Origin of the sequence: Enterobacter sp. SLBN-59 (assembly GCF_024807915.1) — a bacterium.
GTDB lineage: Bacteria > Pseudomonadota > Gammaproteobacteria > Enterobacterales > Enterobacteriaceae > Enterobacter > Enterobacter asburiae_B.
The window spans coordinates 1,358,036-1,382,292 of the sequence record NZ_JANUFI010000001.1; the positions used below are offsets into that span (position 1 = coordinate 1,358,036).

25 protein-coding genes, 1 tRNA gene, 1 pseudogene and 1 riboswitch are annotated in these 24,257 nt (G+C 61.5%); of the genes and pseudogenes, 13 read left to right on the forward strand and 14 right to left on the reverse strand.

Going from position 1 to position 24,257, the window contains the following annotated elements:
- Positions 1-38: 38 nt before the first annotated feature.
- Positions 39-788 carry an SDR family oxidoreductase gene (locus M2422_RS06485; RefSeq protein ID WP_064672255.1) on the forward strand — a complete coding sequence of 250 codons (750 nt, stop codon included), beginning with the start codon at positions 39-41 and terminating at the stop codon, positions 786-788.
- Between the two features lies 1 nt (position 789).
- Here M2422_RS06485 and M2422_RS06490 read toward each other — a convergent pair whose 3' ends face one another.
- Positions 790-1,293, reverse strand: coding sequence for a DedA family protein (locus tag M2422_RS06490; RefSeq protein ID WP_064672254.1), 504 nt, complete (start codon positions 1,291-1,293; stop codon positions 790-792).
- 159 nt (positions 1,294-1,452) lie between these two features.
- Positions 1,453-1,622, forward strand: a riboswitch (M-box (ykoK) riboswitch).
- Between the two features lie 60 nt (positions 1,623-1,682).
- Between M2422_RS06490 and M2422_RS06495 the strand changes: the two genes are divergently transcribed.
- Positions 1,683-2,684, forward strand: a complete 1,002-nt coding sequence (locus M2422_RS06495; protein WP_029741838.1) for a magnesium transporter — start codon at positions 1,683-1,685, stop codon at positions 2,682-2,684.
- A gap of 84 nt (positions 2,685-2,768) precedes the next feature.
- Here M2422_RS06495 and hpxK read toward each other — a convergent pair whose 3' ends face one another.
- From hpxK to hpxU, 7 genes are all read right to left on the reverse strand, one after another.
- Positions 2,769-3,998 (reverse strand): allantoate amidohydrolase, encoded by a 1,230-nt coding sequence (gene hpxK / locus M2422_RS06500; RefSeq protein ID WP_064672253.1) that lies wholly within the window; start codon positions 3,996-3,998, stop codon positions 2,769-2,771.
- Complete coding sequence (locus M2422_RS06505; protein WP_048976704.1) at positions 3,995-5,236, reverse strand: alanine--glyoxylate aminotransferase family protein; 1,242 nt, start codon at positions 5,234-5,236, stop codon at positions 3,995-3,997. The genes hpxK and M2422_RS06505 overlap by 4 nt, the downstream gene beginning before the upstream one ends.
- Before the next feature lie 13 nt (positions 5,237-5,249).
- Positions 5,250-5,987, reverse strand: coding sequence for an amino acid ABC transporter ATP-binding protein (locus tag M2422_RS06510; RefSeq protein ID WP_032638731.1), 738 nt, complete (start codon positions 5,985-5,987; stop codon positions 5,250-5,252).
- A complete protein-coding gene (locus M2422_RS06515; RefSeq protein WP_071884868.1) occupies positions 5,968-6,624 on the reverse strand; it encodes an amino acid ABC transporter permease in 657 nt (218 codons plus the stop codon). The genes M2422_RS06510 and M2422_RS06515 overlap by 20 nt, the downstream gene beginning before the upstream one ends.
- The gene (locus M2422_RS06520) at positions 6,624-7,289 is read right to left on the reverse strand and encodes an amino acid ABC transporter permease (protein WP_032658112.1); all 666 of its coding nucleotides are present in this window, start codon (positions 7,287-7,289) and stop codon (positions 6,624-6,626) included. The genes M2422_RS06515 and M2422_RS06520 overlap by 1 nt, the downstream gene beginning before the upstream one ends.
- A gap of 4 nt (positions 7,290-7,293) precedes the next feature.
- Complete coding sequence (locus M2422_RS06525; protein ID WP_023311064.1) at positions 7,294-8,076, reverse strand: transporter substrate-binding domain-containing protein; 783 nt, start codon at positions 8,074-8,076, stop codon at positions 7,294-7,296.
- Between the two features lie 191 nt (positions 8,077-8,267).
- Positions 8,268-9,107, reverse strand: coding sequence for a MurR/RpiR family transcriptional regulator HpxU (hpxU, locus tag M2422_RS06530; protein WP_033145150.1), 840 nt, complete (start codon positions 9,105-9,107; stop codon positions 8,268-8,270).
- A gap of 143 nt (positions 9,108-9,250) precedes the next feature.
- On the opposite strand from hpxU, the gene hpxW reads away from it, so the two are divergent.
- Genes hpxW through hpxZ form a run of 4 tightly spaced genes read left to right on the forward strand, consistent with a single transcriptional unit; the run spans position 9,251 to position 12,810 of the window.
- Positions 9,251-10,834: an oxamate amidohydrolase gene (hpxW, locus tag M2422_RS06535; protein WP_064672252.1), complete on the forward strand. Its 1,584-nt coding sequence runs from the start codon at positions 9,251-9,253 to the stop codon at positions 10,832-10,834.
- A gap of 10 nt (positions 10,835-10,844) precedes the next feature.
- A complete protein-coding gene (hpxX, locus tag M2422_RS06540) occupies positions 10,845-11,033 on the forward strand; it encodes an oxalurate catabolism protein HpxX (RefSeq protein WP_033145148.1) in 189 nt (62 codons plus the stop codon).
- Complete coding sequence (locus tag M2422_RS06545; RefSeq protein ID WP_064672251.1) at positions 11,030-12,427, forward strand: AtzE family amidohydrolase; 1,398 nt, start codon at positions 11,030-11,032, stop codon at positions 12,425-12,427. Before hpxX ends, M2422_RS06545 begins: the two co-directional genes overlap by 4 nt.
- Complete coding sequence (gene hpxZ, locus M2422_RS06550; RefSeq protein WP_023311059.1) at positions 12,424-12,810, forward strand: oxalurate catabolism protein HpxZ; 387 nt, start codon at positions 12,424-12,426, stop codon at positions 12,808-12,810. Before M2422_RS06545 ends, hpxZ begins: the two co-directional genes overlap by 4 nt.
- A 115-nt stretch (positions 12,811-12,925) precedes the next feature.
- Here hpxZ and puuE read toward each other — a convergent pair whose 3' ends face one another.
- The 3 genes and pseudogenes from puuE to M2422_RS06565 form a co-directional block, all read right to left on the reverse strand.
- Entirely contained in the window at positions 12,926-13,825 is a 900-nt protein-coding gene (gene puuE, locus M2422_RS06555) for an allantoinase PuuE (RefSeq protein ID WP_224435153.1), read from the reverse strand.
- Positions 13,743-14,617: pseudogene (hpxA, locus tag M2422_RS06560) on the reverse strand (allantoin racemase). Before hpxA ends, puuE begins: the two are co-directional and overlap by 83 nt.
- A complete protein-coding gene (locus M2422_RS06565; protein WP_047652808.1) occupies positions 14,617-15,333 on the reverse strand; it encodes a GntR family transcriptional regulator in 717 nt (238 codons plus the stop codon). The pseudogene hpxA and the gene M2422_RS06565 overlap by 1 nt, the downstream one beginning before the upstream one ends.
- 144 nt (positions 15,334-15,477) lie before the next feature.
- Between M2422_RS06565 and M2422_RS06570 the strand changes: the two genes are divergently transcribed.
- Positions 15,478-16,974: an NCS1 family nucleobase:cation symporter-1 gene (locus tag M2422_RS06570; RefSeq protein WP_023335187.1), complete on the forward strand. Its 1,497-nt coding sequence runs from the start codon at positions 15,478-15,480 to the stop codon at positions 16,972-16,974.
- Between the two features lie 99 nt (positions 16,975-17,073).
- On the forward strand, positions 17,074-18,393 hold the full coding sequence (guaD, locus tag M2422_RS06575) for a guanine deaminase (protein ID WP_064672248.1): 1,320 nt from the start codon (positions 17,074-17,076) through the stop codon (positions 18,391-18,393).
- Here the strand turns inward: guaD and uraH are convergent.
- On the reverse strand, positions 18,373-18,696 hold the full coding sequence (gene uraH, locus M2422_RS06580) for a hydroxyisourate hydrolase (RefSeq protein ID WP_033145142.1): 324 nt from the start codon (positions 18,694-18,696) through the stop codon (positions 18,373-18,375). The two genes, guaD and uraH, sit on opposite strands and share 21 nt — an antisense overlap.
- A complete protein-coding gene (gene uraD, locus M2422_RS06585) occupies positions 18,693-19,193 on the reverse strand; it encodes a 2-oxo-4-hydroxy-4-carboxy-5-ureidoimidazoline decarboxylase (protein ID WP_064672247.1) in 501 nt (166 codons plus the stop codon). Before uraD ends, uraH begins: the two co-directional genes overlap by 4 nt.
- A gap of 239 nt (positions 19,194-19,432) precedes the next feature.
- On the opposite strand from uraD, the gene hpxO reads away from it, so the two are divergent.
- From hpxO to M2422_RS06600, 3 genes are read left to right on the forward strand one after another with little or no spacing between them, the layout of a single operon-like run.
- Positions 19,433-20,587, forward strand: a complete 1,155-nt coding sequence (hpxO, locus tag M2422_RS06590) for an FAD-dependent urate hydroxylase HpxO (protein ID WP_064672246.1) — start codon at positions 19,433-19,435, stop codon at positions 20,585-20,587.
- 17 nt (positions 20,588-20,604) lie between these two features.
- The gene (gene hpxD, locus M2422_RS06595) at positions 20,605-21,639 is read left to right on the forward strand and encodes a molybdenum cofactor-independent xanthine hydroxylase subunit HpxD (RefSeq protein ID WP_064672245.1); all 1,035 of its coding nucleotides are present in this window, start codon (positions 20,605-20,607) and stop codon (positions 21,637-21,639) included.
- A gap of 11 nt (positions 21,640-21,650) precedes the next feature.
- Positions 21,651-22,586: a PDR/VanB family oxidoreductase gene (locus tag M2422_RS06600; RefSeq protein WP_064672930.1), complete on the forward strand. Its 936-nt coding sequence runs from the start codon at positions 21,651-21,653 to the stop codon at positions 22,584-22,586.
- 44 nt (positions 22,587-22,630) lie between these two features.
- On the opposite strand, the gene M2422_RS06605 is transcribed toward M2422_RS06600, so the two are convergent.
- A tRNA-Ser gene (locus tag M2422_RS06605) sits at positions 22,631-22,718 on the reverse strand.
- 276 nt (positions 22,719-22,994) lie between these two features.
- On the opposite strand from M2422_RS06605, the gene M2422_RS06610 reads away from it, so the two are divergent.
- Positions 22,995-24,131 (forward strand): D-alanyl-lipoteichoic acid biosynthesis protein DltD, encoded by a 1,137-nt coding sequence (locus M2422_RS06610; RefSeq protein WP_039262125.1) that lies wholly within the window; start codon positions 22,995-22,997, stop codon positions 24,129-24,131.
- Entirely contained in the window at positions 24,128-24,250 is a 123-nt protein-coding gene (locus tag M2422_RS06615; protein ID WP_255640238.1) for a hypothetical protein, read from the forward strand. The genes M2422_RS06610 and M2422_RS06615 overlap by 4 nt, the downstream gene beginning before the upstream one ends.
- Positions 24,251-24,257 lie beyond the last annotated feature (7 nt).

Sequence of the window (24,257 nt, forward strand, 5' to 3'; positions counted from 1 at the left end):
CTATAGTGCTTTCTCCAGAGACATTTCAGGAGAAGAACATGGGTCGTTTAACAGATAAATATACGCTGATTACCGGCGGCACCAGCGGCATCGGTCTTGCCACCGCGCAGGCGTTTATCGCCGAAGGCGCGCGCGTCGCCGTGACCGGACGCAACCCGGACACCCGCGCCGAAGCAGAACGTATTCTTGGCGATAAGGCCTGGGTGATCCCGACCGATGCGGGAGATATCGCCTCGCAAAAAGCGCTGGCGGAAACCCTCGCCGCCCGCTGGCCACGCCTGGACGCGGTGTTTCTCAACGCCGGTGATGTGACGCACGCGCCGCTGGAAGCCTGGCAGGAGGAGGCGTGGGACCGCCTGATGGGCATCAACCTGAAGGGACCCTTCTTTTTAATTCAGGCGCTGCTGCCGCTGCTGAATAACCCGTCGTCGGTGATCCTCTGCGGTTCCGTGAGCGCGCGCATCGGCCTGCCGACCAGCAGCGTGTATGCCGCGAGCAAGGCCGCCCTGCTGTCGCTGGCGCGCACGCTGTCGGCGGAGCTACTGCCGCGCGGGATCCGCGTCAACGGCCTGAGCCCCGGTCCGGTGGAGACCCCGGCGTTTACCAAAACGGGCTTAAGCGACGAGGCGCTTAACGCGATGATGGCGGAGATCATCAAGCTGGTGCCGCTCGGCAGAATGGGCTCGACGACGGAGCTGGCAAAAGCCGCGCTCTATCTGGCGTCCGACGAGTCGAGCTACACGGTGGGAACGGAGCTGCTGGTGGACGGCGGAATGGGGAGTTTGTAATTCAAAAGGCGCTGATGCCGGTGACGATGCCGACATACAGCGCCGCCCAAGCGCAGGCGGAAAGCAGGCTGACGGCGTAGACCTTGACTGCATTCAGCCTGAGCATTCCCGCCGCCAGCGGCACGATGTAGCGCAGCACCGCCAGGAAGCGCGCGGTGAACAGGACCAGCACCCCGTTTTTCTGCAGCTGATGCTGCACCCGCAGCATTTTACCGGCGTGCTTTGCCGTGAAGCGGGTCATCCATGGCGTGTGCCCCATCAGCTGGCCGATATGGTAGTTCAGCACCGAACCCGCCGTTGCCCCTAGCACCACGGCCAGCCACGCCAGCGCAGGATGCATGCTCGCCTGGCTGACGGTAATGCCCGCCAGCAGCATCACCGAGGCGGGCGGCAGCACGGAGGAGATCAGCACCGTCGATTTACTCAGCGCCATCACAAATAACAGCGCGAAAAGATGTGCCGGATACAGCGCAAAATGATTCAGCAGATTATCAAACCACGCCATTATCCTCTCCTCCGCTGACTATTTAATCCTCCATTAGAAATGAATTAACCTAAATAAACCCTCAACATTTTATTAAAAAAAATCGTCTAAACCGTTCTTAAACATTATTTAATTTCCTGAGCGGTAAATTTAAATAAGCGTATTATTCCTCTCGTTTTACAACGATCTCGTTATGGCGAGGCTCCTGTACAAATACACGTTATCGCTCTGGTAGGTTCGAGAGAACCGACACAGGGTAAAACAGGCACTGTCGAATCAAGGCTTTGTCAGTATAACTTCCCTCGCGGGATACGGTGTACAGTGCTGAACCCAGGACGTGGGGATCTCCTCTTCGACATGCCCTGTCTTGCTCGCCCCTGAGAGATGTTATTATTCAAAGGGAATTCACTATGTCTTACGCTATTCACAACCAGAATCTGGCATTCAATGACAGCGCCATTGCGCAATATATGAATACCGATTTTATTGTCCTCGATATTTCATTATGCGTGGCGCTGGCGCGCGAGCAATTCTTCGAAAAATTAAAAGACGACGATATTCCGTCTCATATTTTTATTGAAGACAATGGCCGCCTGGCGGGCATGATTGCCGTGCGTAAATTGCTGCAAACCGCCGATACGGTACAGCCGGTGAAATCGCTGATGATTTCGCAGTTTTTGCAGGTCAAACCGGAGGATGAACGTGCCGATGTCGCCGGACTGCTGGCGCACGGCGGCGCGGATGTGGTGCCCGTGGTCACCCACGGCAAGCTCGTCGGCTGCCTGACCGAGCGCGAAATCGCCCATCTGCTGGAAGATGACGTCACCGAAGACGCCCAGCTTCAGGGGGCGACGCTGCCGCTGGAGAAGCCCTATCTGGACACCAGCCCGTATAGCCTGTGGAAGAAACGCTCCGTCTGGCTGCTGCTGCTGTTTGTCGCGGAGGCCTACACCAGCTCGGTGATCCAGCATTTTGAAGAGGCGCTGGAGTCCGCCATCGCGCTGGCGTTCTTTATTCCGCTGCTGATCGGAACGGGCGGCAACAGCGGGACGCAGATCACCTCCACGCTTGTGCGCGCCATGGCGCTGGGGGAAGTCCGCCTGCGCGACGTTGGCCGCGTGCTGCGTAAAGAGATGACCACCTCGCTGATGATTGCCGCCACGCTCGGTATCGCCGGGTGCATTCGCGCCTGGATGATGGGGATTGGGCTGGAAATTACGCTTATCGTCAGCCTGACGCTGGTGTGCATTACGCTCTGGAGTGCGATTGTGTCGTCCGTGATCCCGATGGTACTCAAGCGCTGCGGCATTGACCCGGCGGTCGTCTCCGCGCCGTTTATCGCGACGCTTATCGACGGCACCGGGCTGATTATCTACTTCAAGATCGCGCAATATACGCTGGGGCTGGAGTAACGTAGTTCCCTGCCGGGTGGCGCTGCGCTTACCCGGCCTACCCATCCCGTAGGCCCGTGCAAGCGTAGCGCCGCCGGGCAATACTCAGATCGCACCAAGCGTTCTTACCGCCCGCCCAAACGCCTCAATCGCGAGGGCGACATCCTCAGCCATCACCGATTCCGCCGGATGGTGGCTGACGCCCCCTTTGCAGCGCACAAACAGCATGCCGACCGGCCAGCGTTCCGCGATGGCAATCGCATCGTGGCCCGCACCGCTGGGCAGCGATAGCGAGCGCCTCTGTACCGAAGTGACGGCCTCCCCCAGCACCTTTTGCAGGTGGATATCGCACGGCGTGGCGGCAATGCGGTAAAACTCCTCGGCGCTGAAGTCCAGACCGCGGCGCGATGCGATCGCCTGCGCATGTTCCAGCAGGTCGTTAAGCAACCGATCCAGCGGCGCATCCTGCGGCCCGCGAATATCCAGCGAGAGCTGAACCTCGCCGGGGATCACGTTCACCGCCCCCGGCAGGCAGCGCAGCTCGCCAACCGTCGCCACCAGGTTCCCGCCCTGCTGTCGGGTAGCGTTTTCAATGATAACCATCCACTCGGCGGCGGCGGCCAGCGCGTCCCTGCGGTGGAGCATCGGCACGGTTCCCGCGTGCCCGGCATCGCCGGTGAAGCGGCAGTTCAGACGGCGCGCGCCGTTAATGGCTTCCACCACGCCAAGGGCGAGCGCCTCCTGCTCAAGGCACGGCCCCTGCTCAATATGCAGTTCCAGATAGGCGCTGAAATCCTCCTGACGGCGCGCGGCATGCAGCACGCGGGCAGGATCGAGCCCCATCAGGGTCATCGCCTGCGCCACGCTGATTCCACTGGCGTCGACTTTTTCCAGCCAGCCCTGCGGCCAGGTGCCCGTCAGCCCCCGGCTACCTAACAGCGTAATGCCAAAGCGGGTTCCCTCTTCGTCGCAAAAGCCGACAATCTCGATGGCCTGGGCCAGATGCACCCCCTGCTGGTGCAGGCTGTCCACCACCTCAATGGCGGCAAGCACGCCGAGCATGCCGTCGTAGCGCCCGGCATTGCGCACGGTATCGAGATGCGAGCCGAGCAGCACCGCCTGCGCCCCTTCCTGCGCGCCCTCATAGCGTCCACAGATGTTGCCCACGCTGTCCTGCCAGACGGTCATTCCCGCCTGGCTCATCCACTGCCCCACCAGCTGGTTGGCCTGCAGATGCTGGGTGGAGAGATAAACCCTCGTCAGCGCATCCGGGGTTTCGCTGATGGCGGCCAGCGCGTCGGCGCGGGCCATCACCCGTTCTGCCGCCGGGCTCATTGCGGCGTCTCGCGGCGATAGTGGTCCCACGCGGCCTGCATGGCGGCCCCCTGCGTGGTGGTGAATTTCAGGTAGTTCAGCACCGACTCCAGCGCGCTCAGGGTGGTCATCACGCAGTCCTTGCGCGCGTTGTAGCCCATGGTGCCAATGCGCCACACTTTGCCGTGCAGCGGGCCAAACGAGGTGCCGATTTCAATCCCGAAATCCTCCAGCATCAGCTTACGCACCTGGTCGCCGTTGACGCCCTGCGGGATAACCACGCCCAGCACGTTGTTCATCTTGTGCTTCAGGTCGCCGAAGGTCTCCAGCCCCATCGCCTGAATGCCCTTCAGCAGCGCATCGCCGTGCAGCTTATGGCGCGCGATGCCGTTATCCAGCCCTTCCTGCAGGATCAGACGCGCGCACTCGCGGGCGCCAAACAGCGCGGTGGTGGCTTCGGTATGGTGGTTAAGGCGCTCCGGCCCCCAGTAGTCCATCACCATGCCGAGATCGAAATAGTTGGAGTAGATCATCTCCTCGTCGCCGTCGCGGTGGGCGTCGGTGCGGATGCCCTCCTCAACGCACTTGCGGCGGCGGATCGCCTCCTCCATGCGCGCGCTCAGGGTGATCGGCGAGGTGCCCGACGGGCCGCCGAGGCACTTCTGCATCCCGGCCGATACCGCATCCAGTCCCCAGGCGTCGGTTTCCAGCGCGTTGCCGCCGAGCGACGCGGTGGCGTCGGTATAAAACAGCACGTCGTAGCGGCGGCAGATCGCGCCAAGCTCGGCGAGCGGCTGGAGCATGGTGGTGGAGGTGTCGCCCTGCACGGTCAGCAGCAGGCGCGGACGAACACGCTTAATCGCATCCTCCACCTGATCCGGGGTAAACACCTCGCCCCACGGCACCTCGATGGTATGCACCTCCGCGCGGCAGCGGCGGGCAATTTCGCACAGCAGATGACCAAAGCGGCCAAAGACCGGCACCAGCACCTTATCTCCCGGGCGGATGGCGGAGACCAGAATGGCTTCAATTCCCGCGCGGGAGGTGCCGTCCACCAGCATCGTCCAGCGGTTCTCGGTGCGGAACACCCCGCGATAGAGCGCCATCACCTCGTTCATGTAGTGGGTCATGGCCGGATCGTACTGGCCGATCAGCTGGCTCGACATGGCGCGCAGCACGCGCGGGTCGGCGTTGATCGGGCCCGGCCCCATCAGCAGGCGCTGGGGCGGGTTGATTTGCGGAAAGCGTGCGATATCCATTGTTAAGTCCTTATCAGTTGAGGCCGCGCACGGAGGAGATGAACTGCTTCAGTTCCGTGGTCTGCGGGTTGGCGAACAGCGTTTTGCTGTCGCCCTGCTCCCAGACTTTCCCCTGGTGCATAAACACCACGCGGTCGCCCACTTCGCGGGCAAAATTCATTTCATGGGTAACCAGTATGAGCGTCATCCCCTCGGCCGCCAGCTGCTCCAGCACCTTGAGCACTTCGCCCACCAGCTCCGGGTCGAGCGCGGAGGTGATCTCGTCGCAGAGTAAAACTTTCGGCGACATCGCCAGCGCGCGGGCAATCGCCACGCGCTGCTGCTGGCCGCCGGAGAGGCTCGACGGGTAGTAATCCAGACGATCGCCTAAGCCCACTTTCTCCAGCATCTGCTGCGCCAGCTCGCGACATTCGGCGGCGCTTTTCTTCAGCACCCGACGCGGGGCGAGCATCACGTTTTCCAGCGCAGTCATGTGCGGGAACAGGTTGAAGCTCTGGAACACCATCCCGACCGAGCGGCTGATTTCGCGCGCCTGAGAATCCCGGTCGGTAATGGTCATGCCGCCCAGCTTGATGCTGCCGTCCTGATAGCCTTCCAGACCGTTGATGCAGCGCAGCAGCGTGCTTTTGCCCGATCCGCTGCGCCCGATAATGGAGATCACCTGGCCCATGTCGATATCCAGATCGACGCCCTTGAGCACGTGGTTATCGCCGTAGTACTTCTGCACCTGATTAATGGTGATGAGAGGCATTGAATTTCGTCTCCAGATAGCGGCTGTAGCGCGACAGCGGATAACACAGAATAAAGTAGCCGAGCGCCACCAGCGCAAAAACCTTAAACGGCTGATACGTCACGTTGGTCAGCATGGTCCCGGCCTTGGTCAGCTCGATAAAACCGATAATCGACGCCAGCGCGGTGCCTTTAATCACCTGCACGGCAAAGCCGACCGTCGGGGCGATGCCGATGCGCAGCGCCTGCGGGGCGACCACGCGAAACAGGGTCTGGCCAAAGGTCAGCCCCAGACAGCGCGAGGCTTCCCACTGCCCCTTGGGCAGAGCGCGAATGCTGCCGAACCAGATATCGAGCAGAAACGCGCTGGTGTAGAAGGTGAGCGCCAGCGAGGCGGCGGTCCACGGCGAGACGTCGATGCCGAACAGCGCCACGCCGAAGAAGGCCAGGAACAGCTGCATCAGCAGCGGCGTGCCCTGAAACAGCTCAATATAGCCGCGGATGATGCGCCTGACCGTGCGCCCGCCCGTCAGGCGCAGCAGCAGGAGCGGCAGCGTCACCGCCGCCCCGCCGACAAACGCCACCAGCGACAGCAGCACCGTCCAGCGTCCGGCCAGCAGCAGGTTGCGAATAATGTCCCAGTCGGTAAAGGTGGTCATCATGCCTGCACCCCCAGCCATTTGCGTCCCGCCGCCATCATCAGCTGGCGCAGGGTAATCGACAGCGCTAAGTAAATCCCGGTTGTCACCAGATAAACCTCAAAGCTCAGAAACGTTCTGGACTGGATCAGGTTGGCGGCGAAGGTCAGCTCTTCATACGAGACCTGCGACACCACCGACGAGCCGAGCATCACGATAATGCACTGGCTCACCAGCGCCGGGTAAATGCGCTGCAGCGCGGGCGGCAGCACCACGCGAATAAAGGTCTGCAGGCGGGTCAGCCCCAGCACGCGTCCGGCCTCCCACTGCCCTTTCGGCGTGACCTGAATGCCCGCGCGGATAATCTCGGTGCTGTAGGCGCCCAGGTTCACCACCATGGCCAGCAGCGCCGCTTCCCCCGCCGTCATCTTCAGCCCCAGGTTCGGCAGGCCGAAGACGATGAAAAACAGCTGCACCACAAACGGCGTGTTGCGGATGATCTCCACGTACGCGCCCCAGATCCGGCTGAACCAGGTGGTGCGTCCGCTGCGGATCGCCGCCCCGAAAATGCCTATTGCCAGGCCGCCGACGGTCGCCATCACCGTCAGCTGAATAGTGACCCACAGCCCCGCCAGCAGCTCCGGCCAGTGCGGCCAGAGCGCGGAGAAATCAAGTTGCTCCGTCATCGGCTCAGGCGCCAAGGTTGGCCGGCAGCGGAGCCTTCAGCCACTGCTCGGACAGGCCGTTCAGCGTGCCGTCCTTGATGCCCTGCTCAATCAGCGCGTCCACTTTTGCCTTCAGGGCCGGTTCGTTTTTCTTCAGGCCAATAAAGCACGGCGAATCTTTCAGCATAAAGCTCGGCACGGGAGCTTTATCCGCGTTCTGGCGCGAAATGGCCGCCACCACGAGGTTACCGGTTGCCACGTACTGCACCTGTCCGGAGAGGTAGGCGGAGAGCGTGGTGTTGTTATCTTCGTAGCGCTTCACGTCCGCGTCTTTCGGCGCCAGGCCGGTCAGCACCATGTCCTCCACCGCCCCGCGCGTCACGCCGATGGTTTTTCCGCTCAGCGCGGCGGCGTCTTTCAGCTCGGCCCCTTTCGGACCAAACACGCCGAGGAAGAACGGCGCGTAGGCGCGGCTAAAGTCGATCACCTTCTCGCGCTCCGGGTTTTTACCGAGGCTTGAAATGACCAGATCCACCTTATCGGTTTGCAGATACGGCACGCGGTTGGCGCTGGTCACCGGGACCAGCTGCAGCTTGAGCTTCATCTGTTTGGCCAGATAGCGCGCCATGTCGATGTCATAGCCCTGCGGCTGCAGGTCGGTCCCCACCGAGCCAAACGGCGGGAAGTCCTGCGGAACGGCAATGCGAATGGTGCCGCGCTTCTCGATATCCTGAAGCTGGTCAGCCTTTGCCGGCAGCTGTGTGAAGAGACATGCGGCCCCGGCCAGTGCAATCAACAATTTTTTCATGGTGCTTCCCCGTAACGTTAACATGAAACAAAAGATTCTTTGAGTGTGATTTTGCAACTAATGTGCCAACCAGGGCGAAGCGGAAAATATTCTTGCGAAGCCTGATAAAACGCGGACGGGTCGAAAAAACGTCTATTTTCCCGACCCGTCAGATGCACCATTTTAATGCAAAGCACCAGCCTGATGCCCCATTATCGCTGTTCGAGTTCGTCCAGCTGCTGGTAAAGGGAGGCAATCTCGTGAATGCGCGGACGGCCTTTATCGAGACTGTCATGCAGGAAGGCATTCGCCAGCAGGTTAATCAGGCTATTGACCGAGGAGTAGCTGTCATAGGCCGAGACGCTGTCCAGCGGGGCGCAGAGCTGCCAGCTCGCCAGCGGAAACAGGCTGTGCGCCTGCGGCTCGCACATCAGCAGCACCGGAATACCGCTGCTCTGAAGCTGCTGCATCAGCGGGCGGATGATGCGCGGGCGGCGGCGAAAGGCCATCATGACCACCAGATCGTCCGGCGTTAAATCCACCAGCTCCTCGCTCAGGCTCTGCCCCGGCTGCGGCAGGACCAGCACCTGACCGCGCGCCTGCAGCAGCTGCTGGCGCAGGTGCAGCGCCGCCGGATAGGCGTTACGCATGCCGATAATGACGATGCGCCGCGCCTTCACCATGCAGGCCATCGCGTCGGCAAACTGCTGCGCGTCGAGGGCGTTGACCCACTGGGTCAGGTTCGCCATCTCCTGCTTATAGTGGCGCGCCAGCAGCGTATTGCCCTGCACCGCGTCGCGGTTATCGGTGAGCGGCATCCCGCTCTGGCGCAGGGTGCGCAGCTCGTCGCGCATGTCCTTATATTTCTCATAGCCCAGACGCTTAAACAGACGGCTAACCGTGGCTTTCGACACCCCGCTCAGCTGCGCCAGCTCGGCGCTGTTGTAGCTAATGAGATCGTCAAAATGATCGAAAATAAAGTCCGCCACCCGCTGCTCCTGCGGCGACAGCGACGGGTACTGTGCTTTCAGACGTTCATCCAGTTGTTCCATAGCGCCTCTGTAACTTTTGTTTCATCACATTGTACCTTTTATTATGCGTATTCATTATACGTGCCAGTTTACTGAAACTTTTCTTTCAGAACTGGAACAGCTTTTGCAGCGCCTTGTGACTTTCAGGGTTACGAGGACTCTCTATGCAAAGTAATGTCTCCACGCACGGCATGGCCGTTGCGCCCCACCATCTTGCCAGCCAGAGCGCGCTGGCGGTACTGCGCGAAGGCGGCAGCGCGATAGAGGCGATGGTCGCCGCGGCGGCCACCGTTGCCGTGGTTTATCCGCACATGAACGGGCTGGGCGGCGATGGCTTCTGGCTTATCGTGCCGCCGGAAGGCGAACCTGTCGCCATTGATGCCAGCGGCGCGGCGGGATCGCGCGCGACGCTCGCCGCCTACGACGGTCTGGCGCATATCCCCCATCGCGGCCCCCGTGCGGCGCTGACCGTCGCCGGCACGGTGAGCGGCTGGGACGAGGCGCTGAAGGTCTCGCGCGAGTTGACCGGCAAGGCGCTGCCGCTGGCCCGCCTGCTGGCCGACGCCATTGACTATGCGCAAAACGGCACGCCGGTTACGGCCTCTCAGGCCCATGCCACGGCCAGCAAATTCGACGAGCTGAAGGACGTGCCAGGCTTTGCGGAAACCTGGCTGGTGGACGGTAAGCCGCCGCAGGTCGGGAGCCGCTTTTACCAGCCCGCCATGGCCACGACGTTGACGCGCCTGGTGGAAGACGGTCTGGACAGCTTTTACCGCGGCCCGCTGGCGGACGTGCTGGCGCACGGCATGGAGACGCTGGGCCTGCCCGTGACGCTGGCCGATCTTAACGCGCACGCTGCCCGGCGCACCGCGCCGCTGAGGCTGCAGCATCAGCAGGGGGTGATCTTTAACCACACCCCTCCGACGCAGGGGCTGGTCTCGCTGGCGATACTCGGCATCACCGACCGCCTGAACATGGCCGAGGCCGACGACGCCGACACCATTCACCGCATCGTTGAAGCCACCAAGCTGGCCTTTGGCCTGCGCGATGCCCACATTACCGACCCGCGCGAGCTGAAAACCGATATTCAGGGTCTGCTGGATCCCGCCGCCCTGCAGGCGCTTGCCGACAGGGTTGACGACGGCCGCGCCGCGCCGTGGGGCACCGGAAAAGGCCCGGGCGATACGGTGTGGATGGGAGTGATGGATAACAGCGGGCTTGCCGTGTCGTTTATCCAGAGTATCTATCACGAGTTCGGCAGCGGCGTTGTGCTGCCCGACACCGGCATCGTCTGGCAGAACCGGGGCGCATCGTTCAGCCTCGATCCCAATCATCTTCTGGCCCTCGCGCCGGGCAAGCAGCCCTTCCATACCCTGAACCCGGCGGCGGCGCGTCTTAAGGACGGGCGCGTGATGGTCTACGGATCGATGGGCGGTGACGGACAGCCGCAAACCCAGGCCGCGCTTTTTACCCGCTACGCGATTCAGGGCGTGCCTTTACAGGAGAGCATTTCCCGCCCGCGCTGGCTGCTGGGGCGCACCTGGGGACAAACCTCGGACACGTTAAAGCTGGAAGGACGCTTTACCGCTGAGACAGTCTCACGGCTTCAGGCACTCGGGCACGAGGTGGAAATGTTCCCTGACTTCAGCGAAGCGATGGGCCACGCGGGCGCGATTGTCCGCCACCCCAACGGGCTGTTCGAAGGGGCATTTGACCCGCGCAGCAACGGCGCGGCCGCCGGATTCTGAGGAGAAAACTATGACGACACAACAACCCGACTGGCAGGCGTATCTGGCGCAAATGGAGTCCGTGCTCGGCGTGACGCTGGACGATGCCCGCCGCGCCGAGCTGCAGGTGCAGTTCAGCCGCATAGCAAACATGGCCGCCCCGCTGATGGCGCTGCCGCTCGACGACCGTCTGGAGATCGCAGGAGTGTACAAAGCATGAGGCTACACGAGATGAGTATCAGCGCGATCCAGCATGCGCTGGGCGCGGGCGAGCTGAGCGCTCGCGAAATTGCCCGCCAGACGCTGGAGGCGATTGCGCGCGTTAACCCGCAGATCGGCGCCTGGACCGCCGTGACGGAAGCACGCATGCTCGCCGAGGCCGAGAGCATCGATACCCTGCGCCGCGAAAAGCGCCCCCTGCCCCCGCTGGCGGGCGTGCCCTACGCGGTAAAAAACCTGTTCGACGTTGCCGGCCACACCACCCTTGCCGGGGCAGAGCTGTTCAGCCAGCGCCCCGCCGCGGCCGCTGACAGCTTCGCGGTGCGCCAGCTGCGCAGCGCGGGCGGGCTGCTGACCGGGATGGTGAACATGGACGCCTACGCCTACGGCTTTACTACCGAAAACAGCCACTACGGCACGACGCGTAACCCGCACGATCTGGCGCGCATTGCGGGCGGCTCGTCCGGGGGCTCGGCCGCCGCCGTGGCCGCCGGGCTGGTGCACTTTTCGCTCGGCACCGACACCAACGGCTCGATTCGCGTTCCGGCCTCCCTGTGCGGCATCTATGGCCTGAAGCCCACCTTTGGCCGCCTGTCGCGATCCGGCAGCCATCCGTTTGTCGCGAGCCTGGATCATATCGGCCCCTTTGCCCGCCGCGTGTGCGATCTGGCGTCCGTATACGATGCGCTGCAGGGCCGGGACAGCAGCGACGCTTTTCAGGCAGAGAGCTCGCGCGAGCAGACGCGCCCCCTGCTCGATCGCGGCCTTGACGGCCTGCGCTGCGCGGTGCTCGGCGGCTACTTCACCACCTGGTGCGACGCGGATGCCAGAGACGCCGTGGCGCGGGCGGCGAAGGCGCTCGACGTGCAGGATGAGCTGCAGTTCCCGGACGCAGAACTGGCGCGCTCCGCGGCGTTTATCATCAGCGCCTCCGAAGGGGGAAACCAGTACCTGCCCGCGCTTCGCCGCGAGCCCGAGCGTTTTGAGCCGCACTCCCGGGAACGCCTGCTGGCAGGCGCGATGATCCCCTCCGCCTGGTACATTCAGGCCCAGCGGTTTCGCGCGCACGCCCGGCAGGCGTTTAAAACCCTGTTCGCGCAGGCCGACGTGCTGATCGCGCCGGCAACGCCGCGCAGCGCGACGCTCGCGGGTGAGCAGACCATGGAGATTAACGGTCAGCCGCTCCCCATCCGCGCCAGCATGGGGATGCTGACCCAGCCGATTTCATTTCTGGGCCTGCCCGTGACCACCGTTCCGCTGCGTACCGCGCAGGGTGCGCCGATTGGCCTGCAGCTGATTGCCGCGCCGTTTAACGAGCAGGCCTGCCTGCGCGTCGCGCGCGTGCTGGAAGAGAGCGGCATCGCCGATGCAAGCCCGGCGGAGGTGGCCGCATGATGAATCACGATGACATTAACCTCCCGTGGGTGGTTGCCGAGGTGACCGCCGCGTTTTATCGCTATGAAGACGCGCTGGTCAGCAACAACGTTGCGGTGCTGGACGAGCTGTTCTGGCACGACAAAAACACGGTGCGTCTGGGGGCGGGTGAAAACCTGTACGGGATTGATGAAATCCGCGCCTTTCGGGCGGCGCGCCCCGCCGCCGGGCTGCAGCGGACGCTGCGTCACACCGTCATCACCACCTTTGGCGAGGATTATGCCGTGTGCAGCACCGAGTTTACCCGCGAGGGGACGGAACGCATTGGCCGCCAGCAGCAGACGTGGGTGCGGTTTGCCTACGGGTGGCGGATCGTGGCGGCGCAGGTGAGTTTGATGGTGTAACGCTGAAAAACCTGCCCGGTGGCGCTGCGCTTAACGGGCCTACGATGTCCCGTATGCCCTGTGGGTCCTGTAGGCCGGGTAAGGCGCAGCCGCCACCCGGCTAAACACGGCACACTTACTTCTTAAACGGATGCACATCCCGCCAGTGGTCGGCAATCTGCTGGCGGGTACAGACCCACACCCGCTCGTGCTGCTGCACGTAATCGAGGAACCGCTGCAGCGCGCGAAAACGCCCCGGCCGCCCCAGCAGGCGACAGTGCATGCCGATGGACATCATCTTCGGCGCGCTTTCCCCCTCTTCGTACAGCACGTCAAAACTGTCCTTCAGATACGTATAAAACTGCTCGGCGGTGTTAAACCCCTGCGCGGTGGCGAAGCGCATGTCGTTCGCATCCAGCGTATACGGCACGATCAGGTGCGGTTTACGGGTGCCGTCGCTGCAGGCCACTTCCGTCCAGAAGGGCAGATCGTCGCCGTAGTAGTCGCTGTCATAGTCGAAGCCGCCGTGCTCCACCACCAGCTGGCGGGTGTTGGGGCTGTCGCGCCCGGTGTACCAGCCCGTCGGCGGCTTGCCGAACAGGTCGGTCAACACGTGCACCGCCTTGTGCAGGTGTTCGCGCTCCTGGCTGATATCCATGCTCTGATAGTGGATCCAGCGCCAGCCGTGGCTCACCACGTCGTAATCCGCCGCCTTGATTGCCTCGACGATCTCCGGATGACGCGCCAGCGCCATCGCCACGCCGAAAACCGTCAGCGGCAGGCCGCGCTTTTGAAATTCACTGTGGATCCGCCAGAACCCGGCGCGGCTGCCGTATTCGTAGAGGGAGTCCATCGACATGTGTTTATCCGGGTAGCTGGCCGCGCCGATAATGTCCGACAGGAACTGCTCGGATCCAGCATCGCCGTGCAGAACGTGGTTTTCCGCCCCTTCCTCATAATTGAGCACAAACTGCACGGCGATACGCGCCTGATTCGGCCACCGCGCGTGCGGCGGGTTGCCCGCGTAGCCGCGCAGATCCCGCGGGTAATCCTGTTCAAAAAGCCCCATTGCCACCCCCAAAAATTAAAATGGATTCAGTGCCTGAAAATGTCCGCTTAACGCTTTTTTCTCCGGGAACGCCAGATCCCCGTGCTTGCTGGTCGACAGCCCCAGCGCCACCAGCGATTCCACCATCTTCACCGCCGCGCTGACGCCGTCGATGACCGGCACGCGCAGCTCGCGCGTCAGCTCCTGCGCCAGCGTCGCCATGCCGCCGCAGCCCAGCACGATGGCGCCGCAGCCATCCTCTTTCAGCGCCTGTATACAGCGCGCGCGCACCTTCTCCTGCGCCACACCGCTGCCGTCTTCCAGCGCCAGCACCGGGAGATCGATAGCGTGCAGCGCCGCGCACCTGTCCTGAAAGCCATACTGGTGCAGCAGATGGCGGGCAATAATCAGCGTGCGCGGCAGCGTGGTGACCACCGAAAAGCGCGTCGCCACCAGCGTCGCCATATGCATGGCGGCTTCGGCGATACCGACCACCGGCCCCTGCGCCAGCTCGCGCGCCGCCAGCAGGCCCGGATCGCCAAAGCAGGCGATGACGTGACCATCGACGCCCTGCTCTCTGCCGAGCTTAACCTGTTCGAGAACCCCCACGGCGGCGATGGCCTCATCAAAGTGGCCTTCTATAGACGGCACGCCCGCGCTGGGGCAGACCGCGAGGATCTCCGTTCCCGGCGCCGCCACCGCGCGGGCCGCCGCGCCGATGGTTTCCGTCATCGCGAGGCTGGTGTTGGGGTTGATCACTTGTATACAGACAGATGACATTACGACTCCTTGTGGCCGGCAAACAGCCGGGCAAAATCGGGCAGGCACTCGCCCGCCCGCTCGAAGCAGAGGCTGGCGACGATATGTTCAAAATGGTGCATTAAGGCATCGCTTAGCGGCTGGAGCGCCTTCTGGCGCAGCAGATCCACAAGCTGTTCGTGATCGTTGCAGCGGCACCCCTGACGCCACGGCGCGCCCCAGGTGGCAATCACCAGCGAGGAGCGCTGGCTCAGGCCGGTCACCATCTCCGTCAGCACCTGGTTGCCGGAGATGGCCTGCAGCTGAATGTGGAAATTGGCGGAGTGGCGAATTGCCGCCGGGCCGTCGTAGGCCTCGTGCGCCTGCTGCTCCTGACGAATAATGGCGTCCAGCGCGGCAAGGTGCGGCGGCTGGCAGCGGGCCAGCACGTCCGGCAGGTTGGCGACCTCCAGCAGAGCGCGGGTGCGGAAGATATGCTGCGCCTCTTCCACCGTCGGGCTGGCGACGTGTGCACCACGCTTGGGCGTTAAGGTGACCATTTGCACAGCCGCGAGTCGTTGAAGCACCTTGCGGATGCCCGTGCGGCTTACGCCAAAGACCTCGGCCAGTGCCTCCTCCGGCAGTTTGCTCCCCGGCAGCAGCTGATGTTCGACAATCGCGGTCATCAGCGCCTGAAAGATCGATTCGTCTTTGTCATGCAGGTCTGGCGCGGTCTGCAGGGCGTTTATGTTGTTCATTCACCACTCCGTCTTTTACTCTTCGTTATCGAATCGTATACATAAAAATAAAATATTGCATACAAGATTTATTATTTTGGCCTGGATCCTGCAACACCGTCTGCACTCCCGCTTAACGGGTTTTCATTCACAGGAGCAGGTTTCATGCCAAACAGTCAAAACGCGCAGCAGGGTACGGCCGCTGATTCCGGTGCGGTTTACAGCCCACGTCTTTGCAATGAGGATCTGGCACCGACGCGTGACCAGAACTGGAGCTGGTACAACATCTTTTCGTTCTGGATGTCGGACGTTCACAGCATGGGGGGTTATGTTGTCGCCGCGAGCTTCTTTACGCTCGGGCTGGCAAGCTGGCAGGTGCTGCTGTGCCTGCTGGTGGGGATTTGCATCGTGCAGCTGTGCGCCAACCTGGTAGCCAAACCGAGCCAGATGGCGGGCGTGCCCTACGCGGTAATCAGCCGTCAGGCGTTTGGCGTGTTCGGGGCCAATATTCCGGCGGTGATCCGCGGGCTGATCGCCTTCGCGTGGTACGGCATTCAGACCTACCTGGCCGCCAACGCCCTGATGCTGGTGGCGCTCAAGTTCTGGCCGTCGCTCTCTTCGCTCACTACCGGCGCGTTTCTGGGCCTGTCGCATCTCGGCTGGATCTGCTTTGCCATCATGTGGGTGCTGCAGGCGATGGTCTTCTGGCACGGCATGAGCGCTATCAAGCGCTTTATTGATATCGCCGGTCCGGCGGTCTACGTGGTGATGCTGGCCCTCGCAGGCTGGATTGTATACAAGACCGGTTTTGACGGCATTTCCTTCACTCTCGCCAGCAAATCCCTGAGCGCGGGCGAGCAGACCTGGCAGATGATCACCGCGACCGCGCTGGTGGTGTCTTACTTCTCCGGCCCGCTGCTCAACTTCGGCGACTTCTCCCGCTACGGCAAAAGCATGGGCGAGATCCGCCGCGGAAACCGCTGGGGCCTGCCGTTTAACTTCCTGCTGTTCTCCATCGTCACCGTAGTGATTGTCTCCGGCACCCAGTCGCTGTTTGGCCGCATGATCACCGACCCGATCGAAACCGTCAGCCGCGTGGGCAACGATCTGGCCGTAGCGATTGGCCTGCTGACGATGATCACCGCCACCATCGGGATCAACATCGTCGCGAACTTCGTCTCCCCGGCGTTTGATTTCTCTAACTGTTCGCCGCAGAAAATCAGCTTCCGCACCGGGGGCATGATTGCCGCCGTCGGCTCGATCCTGCTCACCCCGTGGAACCTGTTCAACTCGCCGGAGCTTATCCACTACACCCTGGACGTGCTCGGGGCGTTCATCGGCCCGCTGTTCGGCATTCTGATTGCCGACTTCTACCTGATTAAGCGCGGCAAGGTGTCGGTTGACGATCTGTTCGACGACACGCCAAAGGGCAAATACTGGTACCGCAACGGCTTCAACCCGAAAGCCATTGGCGCGCTGATCCCGTCCGTTGCCGTGGGCCTGGTGATCAGCTTTATTCCGGCCCTGCATGAGGTAGCGAACTTCAGCTGGTTTATCGGCGTCTTCCTCGGCGGCGTGACCTACCGCTGGCTGGCGCGGGAAGATCGCGAGACGGCGGGCGCGACGTCGTTCGGCTCACGCGTGGCAACGCAAAAAGAGTAACTTCCTCCTTCCGGCCGCAGCCTATCTGCGGCCCGTTCATTCTGGCACCGTTCTTGCTGCGCCTTCTCACCCCGCTACGCAAACACTAAGGCAGGAACCATGATGGATTACCAGACAGCGATCCGCGGCGCATTTTTTGATATTGCCCAGGTCTGCGACAGCGCAGACGCGATTGCCCAACACGCGCGCTACCTTGAGGACGGGGTGCTGTTTATACAGGGCGGGAAAATTCTGGCGCACATCCCGTGGCAGGAGGGCGAGCAGTATCTTGACCCTCACAAAGGCTATACCGACCTGCGCGGTAAGCTACTGCTGCCCGGTTTTGTCGATACCCACGTCCATTATCCGCAAACGGAGATGATCGGCGCCTTTGGTGAGCAGCTGCTGGAGTGGCTGACCACCTACACCTTCCCGGTGGAGAGCCAGTTTGCCGATGAAGCCTACGCGAAAGAGATCGCCGAATTTTTCATTCACCAGCTGGTAAGCAACGGCACCACCACCGCGCTGGTGTTTTGCACGCTGCATCCGGAATCGGTCGAGGCGCTGTTTACCGAAGCCCTGCGCCTCAACATGCGCCTAATCGCCGGAAAGGTGATGATGGACAGACACACCCCGGACTACCTGAGCGAAGACGCGAAGCAGAGCTACCGGCAGACGCGTGCGCTGATCCAGCGCTGGCACCACCGGGGACGGCTGGGCTACGCCATTACCCCGCGCTTTGCCCCGACCTCATCCCCCGAGCTGCTCGCCGCGGTCAGCCTGCTCAGAGAGGAGTTCCCGGATACCTGGATGCAGACCCACCTGAGCGAAAATCCCAACGAAGTGGCCTGGGTGAGCGACCTCTGGCCGGAGCACGAGCGCTATCTGGACGTGTATCACCACTACGGCCTGACCGGCGAGCGCAGCGTGTTCGCCCACGCGATTCACCTTCACCACAGCGAGTGGCAGTGCCTGCATGACACCGGTTCGGCGGTGGCGTTTTGCCCCACCTCTAACCTGTTTCTCGGCAGCGGGCTGTTTCGCCTGCCCGCCTGCTGGCAGCACAGGGTGCGGATGGGCATCGGCACCGACGTCGGCGCGGGCACCACCTTCAGCATGCTGCGCACCCTGGGGGAGGCCTACAAGGTCGGCCAGCTTCAGAGCTACCGCCTGCGCGCCAGCGAGGCGTTTTATCACGCCACGCTGGGCGGCGCGCACGCCCTCAGGCTCGACGATAAGATTGGCAACTTCGCACCCGGCAAAGAGGCGGATTTCGTGGTGATCGACCCTGACGTGACGCCGCTGCAGCGCCTGCGCAATCGCCGCTGTCAGGATATCTACGAGCAGCTTTTTGTGCTGATGACCCTCGGCGACGAGCGCAACATCAGCGAGACCTGGGTCAACGGCGAGCGGGTGTGGTCAACTTCCCCGGTAGGTTGACCATCCGCCGGGCGCAATCACAAACGGCAGATGGAAATGCTCGTCTGCCGCTTCTCCCGTCACAAAATCAATTTGCGCGCAGGGGTATAGCGTGTCGCGGCCGGTTTCGCTAAACCACGCGCCGATCTCCGCCACCAGCCGATAGCGGCCTGCGGGCAGAGAGGGAACGAACGCGGCGATGCGTCCCTGGACGTTGGTCACGCCCGAGGCCATGATTTCGCCCTCCCGTTCGAGATGGACCGTCACGCCCTGTGCGGGTTTGCCCGTCGAGATATCAAGAATATGGGTGCTGAGTGTGCTCATTCGCTAATAACTCCTTCCAGCCGTAGCAGCGTAATTTCCCGCAGCTGTTCCAGCGCGGCACGGACTTCCTGCGCGTCGCTGTTCTCCAGCCGCGCGTGCAGCGCCTGTAAAATCTCCTCGCCGCTGCGGCCCTTCGCGCGGATCAGAAACACGCGTCCGAAGCGGGCCTCGTAGCGGGCATTGCCCTCGCGCAGCGCCCGGGCAAGGGCAGCATCGCCTTCATTCACCGCGCCCTGCTCCTGGCGCGACAGCGCCGCCTCCGCCTGTGAACCTGCGGGCTTTTCTCCGATGCGCGGATGGGCGCTCAGGGCCTGCGCCAGCGCCGCTTCGTCCCAGTTTTGCGTCAGCGCGTTTGCCGTACTGAACAATTCGTCCCGGCTGGCGTAGGGCCGCCCCAGAGCCAGCGCATCGGCCCACTCGGGGAGCGCCACGCAGGGGTGAATCAGCGCTAACGCCTTTTCGTGGGGAAGATGATTGAAGTCGTGCAGTGCGATCATAGCGTCTCCTTTATTGTCTTCCTCCGGGTTATTGCACAAACCACGCCACTCTGAACGCGAGCGTGAAACAGTCGATTCCGTATAGCTCAACTGGAAATTTTTGATTCAAAAAAAGGCACGCTCACCGCGTTTGCGCACCTTAGCAGTGCAAACGTAGCCCTCACAACGCCGTTTTCGCCACTCTGCAGCCTGGTACGCAAATTGCTGAATGTCTTTACACCCTGCAAAAGGAGAGAAGCATGAGAGCAATCGTCATTGGTGCGGGTATTGGCGGCCTGAGCGCCGCCGTCGCGCTGAAGAAAGCGGGCATCGACTGTACCGTGTTTGAAGCCGTCAAAGAGATCCGGCCCGTCGGGGCGGCCATCTCCATCTGGCCTAACGGCGTGAAATGCATGCAGCACCTCGGCATGGGCGACATCATCGAGACCTACGGCGGGCCGATGCGTTTTATGGCCTACAAGGATTACCGGCGCGGCGAGACCCTGACCCGCTTCAGCCTTGCCCCGCTGGTTGAGCGTACCGGCGGGCGCCCCTGCCCCGTCTCGCGCGCTGAGCTTCAGCGCGAAATGCTGGATTTCTGGGGGCGCGACAGGGTGCAGTTCGGCAAGCGCGTCGAACGCGTAAGCGAAGACGGCGCGGGCGTGAGCGTGACCTTCACCGACGGCACCACGGCAGCCGGCGATTTTCTGATTGCCGCCGACGGCAGCCACTCCGCCGTGCGCCCGTACGTGCTGGGCTATACCCCGGAGCGCCGCTACGCCGGGTACGTGAACTGGAACGGGCTGGTGAAGATTGACGAAGAGATCGCCCCGGCGCACCAGTGGACCACCTTCGTTGGCGAAGGCAAACGCGTGTCGCTGATGCCCGTTTCCGGCGGACGTTTCTACTTCTTTTTTGACGTACCGCTGCCCGCGGGCCTGGCGGAGGATCGCACCACCCTGCGCGCCGACCTCACGGGCTACTTCCGCGGCTGGGCGCCGCCGGTGCAGAAGCTTATCGCGGCGCTGGATCCTGAAACGACCAACCGCATTGAAATCCACGACATTGAGCCGTTCGACAGCCTGGTGCGCGGCAACGTCGCGCTGCTCGGCGATGCCGCGCACAGCACCACGCCAGATATCGGCCAGGGCGGCTGTGCGGCGATGGAAGACGCCGTGGTGCTGGGTGAGTGCCTGCGTGAAAACCACAGCATTACGCTGGCGCTGCGCCAGTACGAAGCGCTGCGCTGCGACCGGGTGCGCGACCTGGTGCTGAAGGCGCGTAAACGCTGCGACGTCACCCACGGGAAAGACATGGCGTTGACGCAGGCCTGGTATCAGGAGCTCAAAGAGGAGACCGGTGAGCGCATCATCAACGGTCTGTGCGAGACCATTCAGGGCGGCCCGTTAGGCTGAACGCAAGAGGGACAACGATGAAAAGAGAACCGACTCCACCCGCCCACTGCACGTTTGAGCCAGAGGACTGGCTGCGCCTCGCGAAGTGCTGGCATCCGGTCGCGCGCGCCTGCGACGTCGGCCCGGCGCCGGTTAAGGCGACCCTGCTGGACGAACAGCTGGTGATTTACCGGATTAACGACCAGGTCGTGGTCGCCCGTGACGTCTGCCCGCACCGCGGCGTGCCGCTGACGCTCGGCTTTCACGACGAGCACGGAATTATCTGCCCCTACCACGGCTTACGCTTTGGAGAATACGGGCGCTGCAACCGTATTCCGTCCAGCCCCGACCAGCCCGTTCCGGCGAAGCTGAACCTGATTAACTACGCCGTGGAGGAGCGCTTCGGCCTGATCTGGACCTGCCTGGCGTTTGACCCGGACAATCCTGTGCCGCTGCCCACTATGCCGCACTGGGATGACGACGGATTTCAGCAGATCAACTGCCCGGCGTTTGAGGTGAACGGCTTTGCCGGTCGTCAGGTAGAGGGGTTTCTGGACGTGGCGCACTTTGCCTGGATCCACACCGATACCTTTGCCGACCCCAATAATCAGCGGGTCCCCACCTATCAGCCGCAGGAGACGCCGTTCGGTTTTGTTGCCGATTACTGGAGCTCCGTGAGCAACTATCCCGCCAGTTCACCCGTGCAGGCGCCGGAAGGGTTCCAGTGGCTGCGCCATTTTGAAATGCATCTGCCGTTTACCGCCACCCTGACGATTCATTTTCCGGGAGAATCGCGACTGGTCATCATGAACGCCGCGTCGCCGGTGTCATCGCGCGTCACCCGCATGTTCGCCCCTATCGCGCGTAACTTTGACCTGCATATTCCGGTGGAGGATGTGCATGCCTTCAATCTGCGCATTTTTGAAGAGGATCGCCTGATGGTCGAAACCCAGCGCCCGGAAAGTCTGCCGCTGGATCTGACGCTGGAAGCCCATATTCCCGCCGATAAAAGCTCAATTGCCTACCGTCGGGGACTGAAGAAGATGGGCTTTGGCGAATTTTTCCTCGTATGACGGAGGCCGATATGCTGAGCGTAATTGTTGACGGGCTGTGGCGCGAGGGCGACAAAAGCCTCGCCGTCAGGCTGGTGGCTGAAGACGGTAACGCGCTGCCGGCGTGGCAGCCCGGCGCGCACATTGATGTGCACTTGCCCTGCGGCGCGGTGCGCCAGTATTCCCTGACCGGTGCGTGTGGAGACGAGAGCTATCTTATCTGCGTGGGGCGGGAAACCGCCTCGCGCGGCGGATCGCGCTACGTTCACGAGACGCTGCGACCCGGGCAGAAATTAGCAATCTCTGCCCCGCGCAATCTGTTTCCGCTGCATCAGGCTGAGCGGGTCTTGCTGCTGGCGGCAGGCATTGGCATTACGCCGCTGTATGCGATGGCCCTGCAGCTGAAGGCGGCCGGAACGCCGTTTACGCTGCACTATTACGTCAAACGCCGCGAAAGCGCGGCCTTTGCGCGCGAACTCTCCCGGTTCGGTGAGTGTCAGATTCATACCGCCAGCCCGCGCACGGCGCTGGCAGAGCATCTCCCGGCACCTGAGGCGGGGCTTCACGCCTGGATCTGCGGCCCGGCAGGGTTTATGGAAAAAGTGCGAGACGTGGCGACGGCCAGGGGATGGGATGATGGCCATCTCCACAGCGAGGCGTTTCAGCCCGCGGTCCCTGCCACACGCGGTGACGCGGGCGAGATCTTTACGGTCAAACTCGCCTCCACCGGGGAGCGCTGGCCGGTGCCCGCGGATAAGACCATCGCTCAGGTACTACAGGAGAACGGCGTGGACGTACCGCTGTCATGCGAAATGGGGATCTGCGGGGCGTGCCTGACGCCGGTGATTGACGGCGTGGTGGATCACCGGGATAGCGTGCAGTCGGAGGCGGAAAAAGGCGGGACGGACCAACAGGTGGCGCTGTGCTGTTCGCGGAGCCATTCCGGGGAGCTGGTGATTGCCCTGTAAAACGAAAAAACCCTGCGATATTGCTATCGCAGGGTTTTCAAATTTGGCGGAAGCGTAGAGATTCGAACTCTAGAACCCTTTCGGGTCGCCGGTTTTCAAGACCGGTGCCTTCAACCGCTCGGCCACGCTTCCAAAGTGAGGCGCACTATAAACATCTATTAGCCCCTTGTAAAGCAGGAATTTTTCTATTTTCACCCGCCGGCGTTTGACTGCGCAAAAATCACCCAGGCGCTTGCCGCGCACCGGTCACAGCCACCTTGTACATACCGTTACACAGCAACGCTCATCCTTTTAAATCGCTCTGGTATAGAATGCCACAAAAATAAACGGTCATTTGTTGTGTAATTGTTATAAATCTGAGTACCCGCAGATTTAGAAATTACTGCCATGCAGTGTTACTGGTTGATGATGAAAATCAAAAATACGCTTTGCTTACATATCCTGATGGCGACCCTGGCCATATTGTTCCTTTGTGTTCACCCGCTGGTGACGAGCTTCAATCCGCCCCTCACCTTCCAACCGCTGATTAAATCAATGGCGGGCACGCCGAAAGAACAAGCGGAAAAAATTGCGACTATTTCCCATGCCTTAGAAGGGAATGCTATTTTCTTCATTGGCGCGTCTGAGGTGGCCACCTCAGAAGATGAACATTACGCTGTATATAATTACTTTAATAAGCAATTGCACAAACCCGTCGTGGCGTATGGCGATGCGTTCGTCGATGATGAAACGCAATTTTTACTGTTCTCTCGTTTTAAAAATAGCCTTAACGCAAACAGTAAAGTTGTTTTGCTTCTGGCTCCTGACAGCTTTTATTCAAAAGGGCTGCCACCGGCTATCTATGCCGATAATTTCCCCGGCTCTATTTTTAATCCGCTGATGAAGGATCCGCAGGCGCGCCCGCTGCTGGTTAATTATTTAAAGCATATTGATAGTAAAGAAATAAGCCATTTAACCTTCGGCCAAATGCGGGTCTTTGGCTGGCACCCCGATCTGATGTGGGACGAGCTGAGCTTCCAGTTTGCCAACGTCTGCACCCTGATAAAAAACGACTGGCTGGCGCTGCTCAACATCACGCCCCAGACGGTACAGCCCTGGCCGCAGCAGCCAGTCGCCCACATTGCCCCCGACTGGGACAAAGAGCTGGCGAATGCGCGCGAGTTAAATAAAAAACGCCAGCAGAGCGCGGCCACCCTGTGGATGGACAAAACGATTTACGAGGAGGACAGTACGCGGCAGCAGTGGGATGACACGCCGGTCGTGCCTGCGCAAATCGCCGCCTTCAGTAAAACCGTGCAGCTGCTTAAGGAACACCACGTGCAGGTGATTGCTATCGTCGACCCGGTTAACCCCTGGGCGCTTTACAATACCGATACCTTCCGCCCGGTTGATAAACAAATAAAAACCATTCTGGAAAAGAACCAGATCCCTTATTTAGATATGTACGCCATGCCTTATCAGAATGGCTGGAATTGGGATCGTTTGCACCCTTCCGAACTGGCCTGGGTTCCTATGATTCGCTTTATTGCACAGAGTTTTAAATGATGAAAATCGCGATCCGTCTTTTTTTACTTTATCTCCTGCTGGCGATCACCATCGTCGCGTGGACCTCTGTCGATGACAGCATGAGTATGCAGCTGCATTTTGAATATCAAAAGTTCTGAGGCCGAA